9 protein-coding genes are annotated in these 13,351 nt (G+C 53.3%); 7 read left to right on the top strand and 2 right to left on the bottom strand.

The genetic code is table 11. The features are described 5' to 3' along the window. The first annotated feature begins 16 nt into the window (after nt 1–16). The gene (locus V3851_RS11080) at nt 17–2,443 is read left to right on the top strand and encodes a glycoside hydrolase family 31 protein (RefSeq protein ID WP_331846587.1); all 2,427 of its coding nucleotides are present in this window, start codon (nt 17–19) and stop codon (nt 2,441–2,443) included. Between the two features lie 242 nt (nt 2,444–2,685). Here V3851_RS11080 and V3851_RS11075 read toward each other — a convergent pair whose 3' ends face one another. Both V3851_RS11075 and V3851_RS11070 read right to left on the bottom strand, forming a co-directional pair. Then, nucleotides 2,686–4,398 (bottom strand): alpha-amylase family glycosyl hydrolase, encoded by a 1,713-nt coding sequence (locus tag V3851_RS11075; protein WP_331846710.1) that lies wholly within the window; start codon nt 4,396–4,398, stop codon nt 2,686–2,688. A gap of 188 nt (nt 4,399–4,586) precedes the next feature. Further along, the gene (locus tag V3851_RS11070) at nt 4,587–5,285 is read right to left on the bottom strand and encodes a 4'-phosphopantetheinyl transferase family protein (protein ID WP_331846586.1); all 699 of its coding nucleotides are present in this window, start codon (nt 5,283–5,285) and stop codon (nt 4,587–4,589) included. 225 nt (nt 5,286–5,510) lie between these two features. On the opposite strand from V3851_RS11070, the gene V3851_RS11065 reads away from it, so the two are divergent. The 6 genes from V3851_RS11065 (at nt 5,511) to V3851_RS11040 (ending at nt 13,326) form a co-directional block, all read left to right on the top strand. Next, entirely contained in the window at nt 5,511–6,902 is a 1,392-nt protein-coding gene (locus tag V3851_RS11065) for an L-cystine transporter (RefSeq protein ID WP_331846585.1), read from the top strand. A 290-nt stretch (nt 6,903–7,192) separates the two neighbouring features. Further along, nucleotides 7,193–7,765, top strand: a complete 573-nt coding sequence (locus V3851_RS11060; protein WP_331846584.1) for a sigma-70 family RNA polymerase sigma factor — start codon at nt 7,193–7,195, stop codon at nt 7,763–7,765. Continuing rightward, nucleotides 7,758–8,732 carry a DUF4367 domain-containing protein gene (locus tag V3851_RS11055; RefSeq protein ID WP_331846583.1) on the top strand — a complete coding sequence of 325 codons (975 nt, stop codon included), beginning with the start codon at nt 7,758–7,760 and terminating at the stop codon, nt 8,730–8,732. The genes V3851_RS11060 and V3851_RS11055 overlap by 8 nt, the downstream gene beginning before the upstream one ends. A gap of 986 nt (nt 8,733–9,718) precedes the next feature. After that, complete coding sequence (locus V3851_RS11050) at nt 9,719–10,639, top strand: ABC transporter permease (protein WP_331846582.1); 921 nt, start codon at nt 9,719–9,721, stop codon at nt 10,637–10,639. Between the two features lie 10 nt (nt 10,640–10,649). Further along, nucleotides 10,650–11,552: a carbohydrate ABC transporter permease gene (locus V3851_RS11045; RefSeq protein WP_331846581.1), complete on the top strand. Its 903-nt coding sequence runs from the start codon at nt 10,650–10,652 to the stop codon at nt 11,550–11,552. A gap of 91 nt (nt 11,553–11,643) precedes the next feature. Further along, entirely contained in the window at nt 11,644–13,326 is a 1,683-nt protein-coding gene (locus V3851_RS11040; RefSeq protein ID WP_331846580.1) for an extracellular solute-binding protein, read from the top strand. The last annotated feature ends 25 nt before the right edge of the window (nt 13,327–13,351 follow it).

The raw sequence follows: 13,351 nt of genomic DNA, 5'->3' as shown, positions 1-13,351 counted from the left end.
GAAAGGTGTATAAACGATGCAGAATGTTACCCGAGATCCCGAATCATTGTTGGATCATGGCAAACTCGATGTTAAACCGCGCGCAAACCAGGAAGCCATCATTCAAGGGGAGAACTACCGGTTCACTGTGCTGACGCCTGAATTGATTCGGATGGAATTCAACCATGCGGGAATCTTTGAAGACAGAGCGACGCAAATTGTTTTGAACCGGGAATTTCCAGTTCCCGAATTTCGCGTGACGGACCGGGAAGACCGGCTGGAGATCATAACGGGGCGCCTGCATCTTGTTTATGACAAACAGCCGTTTTCGCGGTACGGACTTCGCGTCAAGGTCAGAAACCGCTCGAAACATCTCATTGGCGAATGGCATTATGGCGATTTGCCCGCCGATTTGGGCGGGACCGCCAGAACGCTGGATAATGCCGACGGGGCGATCCCGCTGGAACGCGGACTTTTGTCGCGCGGAGGATATTCCCTTATCGACGACAGCCGCTCGCTTCTTCTTGAGGAAGACGGGCGGGTGGAGCCCCGCGATCAAGGCGGTACGGATTTGTATTTCTTCGGCTACGGGCATGATTATCTGGATTGCCTTAAGGATTTTTACCGACTGTGCGGTCGGACGCCGCTGCTCCCCCGTTATGCGCTGGGCAACTGGTGGAGCAGATATTACAAATATACGGCCGACGAGTACAAGACGCTGATGGAACGCTTTGAACGGGAGAGCATCCCTTTCTCGGTGGCCGTGCTGGATATGGATTGGCACCTGGTGGATATCGACCCGGAGCACGGCAGCGGCTGGACGGGATATACATGGAACAGGGAACTGTTCCCGGACCCGGAGGAGTTTTTGAATTGGCTGCACGAAAAGGGGCTTCGTGTAACCTTGAACGTCCATCCCGCCGACGGGGTACGGGCTTTCGAAGCGCCTTACCTCACAATGGCGGCGGAGCTCGGGAAGAACACGGAGATTGGCGAGGCCGTCGAGTTCGATATGACCGATCCGAAGTTTTTGCGGGCGTATTTCAAGTACTTGCATCATCCGTTGGAGGACGAAGGTGTTGATTTTTGGTGGATCGACTGGCAGCAGGGAGGCGGCACCAAGATTCCCGGTCTTGATCCGCTGTGGATGCTGAACCATTATCATTATTTGGACAGCGGCCGGAGGGGGAAGCGGCGGCTTACCTTCTCGAGGTACGCCGGTCTCGGCAGCCATCGTTATCCCGTCGGTTTCTCCGGGGATACGATCGTCACCTGGGAGTCGCTGGACTTCCAGCCGTATTTCACGGCGAATGCGTCCAATGCCGGGTACGGTTGGTGGAGCCATGACATCGGCGGACATATGCTGGGTTCCAAAGATGACGAACTGGCTGCCCGTTGGGTTCAGTTTGGCGTATTCTCGCCGATTATGCGGCTGCACAGCTCGGCGAGCCCGTTCAACAGCAAGGAGCCTTGGCGGTTCGGCAAGCTGGCGGAAGATGTTATGAAAGAATGCCTCCGGCTGCGGCATCGGCTGCTGCCTTACCTTTATACCATGAACCGGATTGCCGGCCGTGAGGGGCTGCCGCTGGTTCGTCCGATGTATTACCATTACCCGGAGCGGCATGAGGCCTATGAGGTGCCTAACGAATATTTCTTCGGCACGGAGATGATGGTCTGTCCGATCACAAAGCCGGCGGACAGGAGCACGGGCGTCGCCGAATTTCGGGCATGGCTGCCCGAAGGGGTCTGGATCGACTTTTTTGACGGCAAAGTGTATGACGGAGGCAGAAGGCTGTCGCTGTACCGAGGTTTGGAGTCCATTCCGGTGCTGGCCAAAGCCGGAGCTATCGTGCCTTTGTCGGAACTGACGGAATGGACCGGTTCGGTGGATAACCCCGTATCGCTCGAGGTAAAGGTGTTCGCCGGGGCGGATGGCCATTTCCGGATGTGGGAGGATGAAGGTGACACAGCGGAGGACCTGGATGTGAATTGGTGCGAAACCGAAATGGTGCTGCATTGGGCAGAAACGGCGTTCTTTACGGTTATGCCGGCTCGTGGAAATATCGCGGTTGTGCCCGAACGCAGAAACTGGAAGCTATCCTTTGTCGGTTTTGCTAATGTGGATGTCGCGGTGACGGTGGGAAGCGCGGAAGATGGCGCTTATGAGACCCGTACCGGATACGACGAGGAAAGCCGCACATTAACGGTCGTCGTCCGGGATCTGCCGGTAAGCGAAACGCTGACGGTTACGCTCTCGGAGGTACGTTTGGCGGTTCAATCGGTAGAGGATGAAGTATTCGCCCTCCTGGACCGGGCACAGATGGAGTTTTTGCTGAAGGAACGCATCTTTCATGCCGTGAAGGATGCCGCATCGCCGGCGGCCATTCTGGCGACGCTCGCGTCCATGCAGCTTGAGCCTTCGCTGTATGGGGCGATTTGTGAGATCGTGGCGGCAAAGCTGTAATTGGAGGATGGATGGCGTATAAAAGGGCTGTACTATGAGCGGATTGTCTGCTTAGGTACAGCCTTTTGATTATCTTTATAGACCATGGTGTGTTTAGGTAAATGTAAGATCTAACGGACACAGCGGCTCTTATATGGGCGTTTTGGGTGCAAACTAATTTCTAACGGACACAGTTGCGCTTATATGAAGCTTTTTGATCGTCTTGAGGGTGTTTTATAGCAAGTAAGGTACAGCTGTGTCCGTTACTCAAGAACCAATGTCGTATATGCGGGAATCGTCAGCTTGCCGCCGTCCAGAGCGGCACCTTCGCGGGTCGCTTTTAAAATTTGCCCGAAATTGAGACCCTCCGCATTTTCGGAAAGGTTGATACTCTGTTCGCTTCCGGTCAAATTATGCACGACCAATACCGTTTGTTCCTCGGTGAGACGCAAGTAGGCGGCAACTCCGGGATTGCCCGATTCGTATTCGGCGATTGCGCCGTCTTTTAAGGCGGGGACCGCGGTTCTCATCCGGATCAGCTTGCGGTAATGGGATAGAAGCGAATCCGGATCCGCCGCCTGTTCCTCCACGCTTAGTCCGGCCTGCCCTTTGTTGAAATTGACGGCTTCCCAGGCGGTCTGCCCCGTGCCGCTGCCGCCTTTATACCATTGCATCGGCTCGCGGATGCTTTCGTCCGGCTTGGCGCCGAGCATGCCTACCTCTTCGCCGTAATAGATGAACGGGTTGCCGGGAAGCGTCAGCAGAAAGCCCGCCGCCATCTTTGCATGATCGGTGTCGCCCTCAAGCTGGGTCATGACCCGGTTCATGTCATGATTGGTCAGGAAGGTGGCGTCCACAAATTTGCCGCCGGACTTTTCGCCGTACAGGCCGTAAGTTCTTTCCAGGGTGAAGCCGATGTTGTTGTCCTTTTCCGTCTTGGCCGCCTGGACGATGGTTTCCGCCAGTCCGAAATTAAACCCGGAGTCGAGCGCATCATCCAGATAATTGGCAATGAGCGCCGCGGACGGATCCCAAATCTCGCCGACCAGATAAACGTCGGGATTGACTTCCGCCAGCCCGCTGCGGAATTCCTGCCACCAGCTCACGTTTTTGTCGGTCGTTTCCTGACTCTTGTCGGTCAGGAGATCCTCGTAAATATGCTTGGCGGCATCGAGGCGGAATCCGTCGACCCCTTGCTCCAGCCAAAAGCGGCCGGTCGCGATCATTTCTTCGCGGACCTCGGGGTTGTCGAAATTCAAGTCCGGCATCCCTTCCCAAAAGATCCCCATATAGTGGCTGCCGAGAGCGGAATGCCAGGGGCTGCCGCTTCCGGCCGCGCTCGTTCCGCCGGTTTGCTGATTCCGGTCCTCCGCCCAGATGTACCAGTCGCGGTACCGGCTGTCCTTGTTCTTTGCCGCATCCAGGAACCAGGGATGCTCTTTGCTGGTATGATTGACGACCAAATCCATAATGACCTTGATTCCGCGCTTGTGGGCCTCGTCAAGAAACGTCTTGAAGTCGTCCAGCGTCCCGTAATCGGGATTAATGCTCCGGTAATCGGTCACATCGTAACCGTGGTAGCTCGGCGACGGATTGATCGGCATCAGCCAAATGCCGCCGACACTGAGATCGTCGTCTGTATCCGGATCGCCATCGTTGAGATAATCGAGCTTCTCGGTCAAACCCTTGAAATCGCCGATTCCGTCGCCGTCCGAATCATAAAAAGAGCGGACAAACACCTCATAAAACACGGTGGACGGCTGGGTATCCACGGCCGCGATCCCGGCTGAACCGGTGTTGTTCTTGCCGCCGCGGTTGTCTGCAGAAGCGGCTGTGGCATTGGCTTCACTGTCCGGATGGCCGGTAGAAGCGTTGCCGCCGCCTGCGCCCGATGTACAGCCTGCGAGGAGCATGGCCGCCAAGGCAGCGCTTCCAATCCACTTGGCGGAGCGGTGCCAGAATTCGTTTTTTTTCATAATCACTCTTTTATTCCCCCGTTATCTTAAGTCGCTCATGTATCCATCATAACCGAGTTTCGCCTTTTGTTAAAACGTTTGCACAAGCGAAAAAACGGGTATTCCACCTTTATTGCTTAGTATTTTCTGATTTCCTTATTTAATAACTAATTTTCTTCGTTTTGCACGTAGTTGCTCTTCCGGACTGGTCATACCAAATGCAAAAAATGTCCATACAGCTCGTCCTGTGGAATGACCTCCAATTGTCCGGGGAAATCCCGGCTTTGGGCGCAGACCGACATTTTGTAGTCGGGGTCGATTTGGTATTGCTTAAAGTGACAGTCGCGGAACTCATTTTGCGTTTGCAGCGTAATTCCGCCGCTCACTTCTTTTCGGATGGCAAAGGAGGAGAGTGGAAGCGAGAGCCCCCGTCCGGCCGCTTTCACATAGCTCTCTTTCAGTGTCCACAAGTCAAAAAAGCAGTCTCTTCTCCGCTCTTCGGGCGCCGCCAGCAGGTCGGCGATCTCCTGGACGGCGAAGAAGTGCTCCGCGATCGCTAGATCGGCTTCGCGGATTTCTTCCACATCGATGCCGCAATGCGTATCGGCGATCACACTGACGACCCACCGCCCTGAATGCGAGTGGTTGAAATGGAGACCCTCCGTACCGTGAAGCGCGGGTTTACCGTAACTGTTCTCCGTGAAACTAATTTCTCCGTTATGGATGCCGAGATATTGACATAGGATATACCGGGACAAAATATCGGCCGTAAGGGAACGGAGCGCGTCCGCCGGACGGAGGAACCGTTTGATTCTCGCCTGCTTATGGGCCGGGAGGGCCGAGAGGAGAGCTTCAAGCAGCGCCGGCGCGGGTTCTTGCGTCAGTTGGACGCCATAGACTTTTAGCATGTTTTCACCTTGGTTATTTTTGTTTCTATTAATTGTAGATGGGATCAAACTCCTATGTCTACCATAAATTCGGCGGCAAATAAAAATGTCGAAATATATATTGCATTTTAATTTGAATTAATCCTATAATGTTACTTGTAATTCTGTTATGATTCGTCTATGAAGCCGACCTCGGTATTCATAAACGTTCGCAATTTATACTTAATATCTAGGGGGAAACAAGCGATGGAAACATTGTGGGTCATCATTAACGTGGCCGTGATGCTCGTTCTGCTGGGCTTGCTTGTCTGGATGCAGAAGAAGCATATATCTTTTACGAAACGGGTATTTACCGGCCTTGGATTAGGGGTCGTATTTGGAGTCATTCTTCAATTAATCTATCAAGCGGACTCGGAAGTACTGTCCAAATCGACGGATTGGTTCAACCTCGTGGGCCGCGGCTATGTCGGACTGCTGCAAATGGTTGTCATTCCGCTCATTATGGTATCGATCATCTCGGCGATCACCAAGCTGAAGGGCAAGCAGAATCTCGGGAAAATCAGCGGCCTGATCATCGCCGTGCTGTTGATTACGACGGCGATTGCCGCCACGGTAAGTATTGTTACGAGCCTTGGCTTTGATCTGAAAGCGATCGAAATCCAAGCGGGCGAGAAAGAACAGGCGAGAGGAGCCGCGCTGGAGGAACGGGCCGGCGATGTCGCGGACAAATCGATTCCGCAGCAGGTGCTCGATTTCATCCCGACCAATCCGTTCGCGGATATGACGGGCGCGCGCAGCACTTCTACGCTGGCTGTCGTTATTTTCTCGGCCTTTATCGGCGTGGCCGTGCTCGGCCTCGATAAGAAGAAGCCGGAGCAGGCGGACACGTTCCGCAAAATGGTGGAGGCGGTATACGCGGTCGTGATGCGGATCGTGACGCTGGTGCTGCGCCTGACTCCTTACGGTATCTTGGCGCTCATCACCAATGTCGTCGCCACGACGAATCCGGAGGAAATACTCAAGCTGATCAAATTCGTGGCCGCTTCCTATGTGGCGCTGATCGTGATGTTCATCATCCACTTGATCCTGCTGGCGCTGTTCGGATATAATCCGGTCCAGTATGTGAGAAAAGTGCTGCCGACGCTGGTGTTTGCCTTCACTTCGCGCTCCAGCGCCGCGACGATTCCGCTGAACGTCGAAACGCAAACCAAACGCCTTGGCGTGCCGGAAGGCATCGCCAACCTGTCGGCCTCGTTCGGGGCGACGATCGGCCAGAACGGCTGCGCCGGCATTTATCCGGCCATGCTGGCCGTGATGATCGCGCCGACGGTCGGGATCAACCCGCTCAGCTGGGATTTCATCCTCACGCTGATCCTGGTTGTGATGATCAGCTCCTTCGGGGTAGCCGGTGTCGGCGGCGGCGCAACGTTCGCCTCGCTCATCGTGCTGTCGACGATGAATCTGCCGGTGGCGCTCGCCGGCCTCTTGATCTCCGTCGAGCCGCTGATCGACATGGGCCGCACGGCGCTCAACGTCAACGATTCGATCACCGCCGGGGTAATCACCGGCAAGATACTCGGCGAGAACGACCAGGAGACGTTCAAGCGCAATGTGGATTTGGACGTCGTGCAGGCATAATTGTTAGAGCAATAATCGGTAGTGAACCGCCGGAGCAATACGCTCCGGTGGTTTTTTTATTTTGCCGAAAGGATGTCCATCTTAATTTTTGTAATGAAACGCGCGGAAGAGCGTATTAACTTGCTGAAGGCTTTAGAAGGGATGGTGTACATGATTTCGAACGCCTGTGAAACAGGGAGTTCAACTGTACATCCGCCGCGGCATCCGCTTCGAGCCTGTAAGTTCCATTAGCAGGAAACACCTGTTTGGCAAAGAAAGATAAACAGCAGCGGAAGGAGGGGGGAAGAACCATGTTGCAGCAGCGCGCGCTGTCTCATTCCCTGCCGGAAACGGACAAGCGGGAAGCCGTATCCGGGGATACGGAATTTACGGGAATTTTTGAAGCTTATTACGAACGGATTTTTAATTATATACGGTACCGGGTGGGGTCCCTGTATACCACCGAAGATTTGACCAGCCAGGTATTCGAGAAAGCGTTGACCAAACGGTCAACCTTCCGGATCGACCGCTCGCCGTTTGAAGTGTGGCTGTTAGCCATTGCCCGCAATGCCGTGAACGATTATTTTCGGCGGCAGCGACGGCAGCGGTTATTTTCGCTAGACTTGCTCAAGGAGGCCATTTCCGGGCAAAAAGGACCGGAATCCCTGACTCTGGTGAAGGAGTCGGAGGAACAATTGAACCGGGCATTACTCACGCTTAACGCCAAAGAGAGGCATATTAATGCGCTTAAATTCGGGGCCGACCTGAAAAACGTGCAGATTGCCGAATTGATAGGGATGAGCGAAAGCAATGTCGGGGTGACCCTGTTCCGTGTCATGAAGAAACTAAAGTCTGAACTGGAAAGGATGGGTGCACATGATTAGCGGGAAAGTAACGGAAAAGCAGTTCGGCGAAGACCTGGACGCTTGCCTGAACGGCAAGGCGTCCGCTTCCTTTGATAAACCGGAGGAGTACCGGGCGCTTCTTCAACTCGGAAAAAGCTTGGCCTCTGCCAATTTCGGAAGCGAAACGCATAAGGAGAGCGTACGGCGCAGAATAATGCAAACGACTGCTTTCCAAAAGGGGAGAGCCGGGTGCAAACGTAGCAAATTAGTTAGAGTCCTGGCTGTTGCGGCACCGTCCGTCATACTGATAGGCGTACTGTTTGCTCAGCCTTCGTTTGCCAACGGATGGCTGGACAAAATCATTTCCTCGATTTCGCTGGGCCATATCACGGCATTTCAAGTAGAGCCCCCGCCGGAGGACATGTCTTACCCGGTTCCGGAGCATTTAAAGGGCAAACTTTTTGACCGGAACGGCCAGGCGCTGTACGAGGTGGACGGTAAGACGGGGCCGATTTACACGGCGGAAGGCGAGGAGATCGAGGGGATTGAGAACGGCGAAGTTATTACTAAATCGGAAGCGGAGGCAAAAGATAAAGAAATAAGAACCCGGAAGATTACCGATCCAACCGCGCTGGACGATTATACCAACTTCAAGGTAGGGCTTCCTGCTTATTTGCCGGAGGGTTATGCTTTTGACCGGGCTGAGCAATACATGGACGAGCAGGGGAATGCCAGTCCCAAATATATCGATTTGTATTTCACCAACGGGGAAAACGGTAAACAAATCTATATCCAAGAGCGGTACGCCGACGAGGAAACCGCGTATATTCAATCGACCACCGGCACTGTCGAGAGTGTGAAGGTGAACGAAGCCGATGCCGTAATCATTAACGGAAAAACCATTGATTGGGAGGCGGACGGGATCCTTTACAGCGTCATGGTCAAAGAGATGGGAGAACCTATTGAGAAGAGCGAGCTAATCCGGATCGCCGAGTCGGTAAAATAATAGTCCTTGACCTCCCAAATAGCGGCCTTTTAGGCCGCTATTTCACGATTTATCGCTATTTTTCCGAGAATAAGGGTGAAAAAGGCCCTTATTTTGTCCCCATTCCGGCCTTAAGCCGGTTTTCGGGCCGATTTCAGGGAAATAAGGGCCTAAAAGGCACTTATTCTACGAGAAATCGCATGAATTGCCGAAATAGGGGCGGAAAAGGCCCCTATTCCGCATTCGCTCCGGCGAAAAGCCGGCTTTTGGGCCGATTCCGGGTAAATAAGGGCCTAAAAGGCGCTTATTCTACGGGAAATCGCAAAAATCACCGAAATAGGGGCGGAAAAGGCCCTTATTCCGCACTCGTAACGGCGAAAAGCCGAGGTTTGGGCTGATCTCGGGTAAATAAGGGCCTAAAAGGAACTTATTCTACGAGAAATCGCAAAAATTACGGAAATAGGGGCGGAAAAGGCCCTTATTCCGCACTCGCTCCGGCGAAAAGCCGGCTTTTGGGCCGGTCTCGGGGAAATAAGCGCCCATAGGGCTCCTATTTTGCGAAAAATCGCCCGATCCGCCCAAATAAGGGCGAAAAAGGCCGTTATCGCCCGATCGCCACTGCCGCTCATCAATCCCGCCATCTTTGCGCCACCTTCACGCCCTCATTGTGATCTACCTACCCTGATCATCATTGCCACCGCAATCCATCGCGATCGCACCACGGTATCCATTTCGGTCCATCGCGATCACGGCACGGTCCCCATTTCGATCCATATTCCCAACGCCAGCAAGTTTAGTGCACTATAGCTCCCTGCTGCCATTGCGATGACGATTACCACTGCCCATAGGCCAACATGCGATCAACGCCTACATCCGGAGGCGCTTTTTTTGTTTGCGCTTTCAAAGTTCTATACTTTTTTCCGTTATGTCTAAAGTTGCGTCCTTATCCCGGGGGAGGGGCTCTTTCTATACTTAAAGGGAACAAGAGAAAAAGGAGGGAGTAAGCCTTGGGTAAGCAGGGAACCTGGAAAAAACTGATTCAGCAGCGCTACCTTATCTTCATGTGTCTCCCGTTTGTGGTCTGGGTGCTCATTTTTTCCTACACGCCGCTCGCGGGCTGGCTGATGGCCTTTAAAAACTATAAGCCGGCGATAGGGATTCTCGACTCGGAATGGATGGGGCTGGCTTATTTCAAGGAGTTTCTGTCGGAAGGCCGGTTTTACGAGATTTTGCGCAATACCTTCGTGATGGGCAGCCTGAACGTTTTCTTCGGCACGGCCTGTTCGATTGTGCTGGCGCTGATGCTGAATGAAGTAAAAAACAAATTTTTCAAGCGCAGCATTCAGACGGTATCCTATCTGCCGCATTTTATCTCCTGGGTTATCGTCGCCAACATTTTTTATACGGTGCTGTCGACCGATGGCGGGATCGTCAACAATTTGCTGCTTGCCATCGGTATCATCGACGAGCCGGTCAACTGGATGGCCAAAGGGAAGCTGTTCTGGATCATCGCCACCATCGCCCAGGTGTGGAAGGAGGTCGGCTGGAACGCCATCATCTATTTGGCGGCCATCACTTCCATCGACCGGACGCTGTATGAGGCCGGGGAAGTCGACGGGTTAGGCCGGCTCGGCAAAATCAGATATGTCACGCTGCCGGGAATCGTGCCGACCATCGTTATTTTGATGGTGCTGAATATCGGCAATCTGTTTAACGCAACGGGGTTCGATCAAAGCTATCTGCTCGGCAACAACATGACGCTGACGTATTCCGACAATATGGCGGTTTACACCTACCGGTACGGCCTGGAGATGTCCCGCTTCTCGATGAGCGCGGCGCTCGGGATTTTCAATTCCATGGTCTGTCTGATCCTGCTGTTCACGGCCAACAGGCTTTCCGGCAAATTCGTCGAGGGCAAAGTGATTTAAGGAGGTTCTTATGGCAAAAGGAATCAAAAGAAAGAAAAGCGATGCGCTGCTCGACGGCTTCAACTATATTTTGCTCATCTTCATCGGCATCGTCACCTTGTATCCTTTTTGGAACATCACGGTGCTGGCCTTTAACAATGCGCTGGATACACTGCGCGGAGGAATCTATCTGTGGCCCAGACAATTCACGCTGGACAATTTCAAGGTGATCTTCAATATGCCGCAGCTGTCGACCGCATTTATCAATTCCATTTTGAGAACGGTTGCAGGATCGGTTCTGTCGGTGGCCAGCACGGCGATGCTCGCTTACGTGATCAGCCGCAGGGATTTTATATTCCAGAAGTTTCTCCAGCGGCTCTTCGTCATCACCATGTATGTCAGCGGCGGGCTTATTCCGATTTATTTCGTCATTAAGGGGCTGGGCCTGCGCGACAACTTTCTCGTATATCTCATTCCGATGCTGCTGCAGCCGTTCTATCTCTTCGTCACCCGCAGCTATATGGACGGCTTGCCGGTCAGCCTGCAGGAAGCGGCGAAGATCGACGGGGCCAACGACTTCAAAATTTTCGTCAAAGTCATTCTGCCGTTATCGATGCCGATCATCTCGACCATTTTGCTGTTCGTGGCCGTGGATCAATGGAATGCCTGGTTTGACACCTTTATTTATACCAGCGACAAAAATCTCACCACCCTGCAGTTCGAATTGGTTAGAATCCTTTCCCAATCGACCTCGAGCGTGCAAAATTACGAGGACCTGAGAAATAAAACGACGGCGGGCGGGAGCGTGGTCACCACGCCGGAATCGATACGGATGGCGATTACGATCGTGGCGACGATTCCGATTGTGCTGGTGTACCCGTTCGTACAGAAATATTTTGTGCACGGCATGACGATGGGTGCGGTCAAAGGGTGAGCACCGAGCTTTGTACTCAGGTAAAACATGGATATTAATGATCGGAACACCGATCTTTAATATAATTAATCCAAGAAGGAGCGAAACAATCATGAAGAGGGGATCTACGAGAAAAATCGCTTTCGCACTTACGCTGTCTCTGCTGTTCGCGTCTTTGGCCGCCTGCGGAGGCGGCGGGAAGACCGGGGAAGGAACCGGCGACGCGCAAAACGGCGGAGATCAACCGACGACATTAAGCATGTTTACCTTTACCGAGGAAGTGCAGGATTCCCTCCTGACGGAGTCCCCGGTCTGGAAGAAGCTGATGGAGAATACGGGCGTCAATATCGATCTTGAAGTCATTTCCGGCGCGGGCGCGGACGAGAAACGCAGCGTCATGATCGCGAGCGGCGAATATCCCGATATTCTGGACCGGGTCGACGAGCGTTTTATCGATGCGGGGGCGCTGATTCCGCTGGACGATCTGATCGAGCAATACGGTCCCAACATCAAAAAGGCGTGGGGAGATTCCCTGAACAAGCTGCGGAATCCGAAGGACAACAAGATCTACTTCCTCGGCTCGCCGAAGAACCGGCCGCAGGAAGTCGTGGAGCCGAACGGCAGCCTGCTGGTCCAGTACGACGTACTGAAGAAGACGGGTTATCCGAAGCTGGAAACGCTCGATGACGTCTACGATATGCTCGCAGAATATACGGCCGCCAACAAGGATATTGACGGCAAACCTTTTATCCCTTGGGGCCTGTGGGCCGATTCCTGGGGGTATAACATTACCGTAAACAATCCGGCGCTGTGGGCGTACGGTTTTACCGACGACTCGGACGCTTATGTGGATCAGGAAACTTATGATGTGAAGTATTTTAATACGACGGACTATTTTAAAAATTACTTGAAGTTCCTCAACAAGATGTACAAAAACAATTTCCTCGACAAAAACGCATTTATCACCAAATACGACGAGTTTATGTCGCAGGTATCCAACGGCCGAGTCCTGGCGATGATCAACAACGCCGGCCAGGTGAGTGAAGCGGAAGCCGCACTACGTCAAGCGGGAATGCCGGAGCGCGCCTATGCCCGGTTCCCGATCGTCGCCGAGGCGGGGATCAAGGACAGAAGCCAGGTGTACAGCGAATCGTACGACAACGGCATGGGTATCTCCGTCAACTGTAAAGACCCGGTGGCGGCGATCAAATTCATCGACTATCTGCTCAGCGAAGAAGGCAATGTGCTGCTGAACTGGGGGATCGAAGGCGTACATTACGACGTGATCGACGGGAAGCGTGTCCAAAAACCGGAAGTGACGGAGAAGTGGACCTCCGATCCGAACTACAGATGGCAAGAAGGCTTTAATGTCCTGGATTGGTGGCCGCAGTACAACGGGGCGATCCTGCTGGATGACGGCGATTATGCCTCCCCGTTCAACATCAATGCCATCTACAATTCTTATGACGCCAAAACGAAGGAAGTGCTGGCCAAATACGGAGCCAAGTATTGGGGCGAGCTGTTCGATACGTTTGGCGAGGGTACTCCGTACGGCTACGCCTGGACCATCCCGATCGAATCCGGCTCCGCCGCCCAACTGGCCAGCATGAAGGCTGACGAGCTGCGGCATATCATGGTGGGCGATATCGTCATGTCGCCGGATGACGCGAGCTTTGATTCCAAATGGAATACTTTTGTCGATAAATTATATAAAGAAAGCAAGATCGACGTGTGGGAAAAGGCGATGTCGGAAGCGATCAAGCAGCGGCTTGAGCTCTGGGGAGCCGAGAGTTAAGGCAACCTTGCAGAGACGCGGTACG

The sequence above is a fragment of the Paenibacillus haidiansis genome (assembly GCF_036553665.1).
GTDB lineage: Bacteria > Bacillota > Bacilli > Paenibacillales > Paenibacillaceae > Fontibacillus > Fontibacillus haidiansis.
Note: the sequence above shows the minus strand (reverse complement) of the source record. Positions and strands in the feature narration are given on the sequence as shown.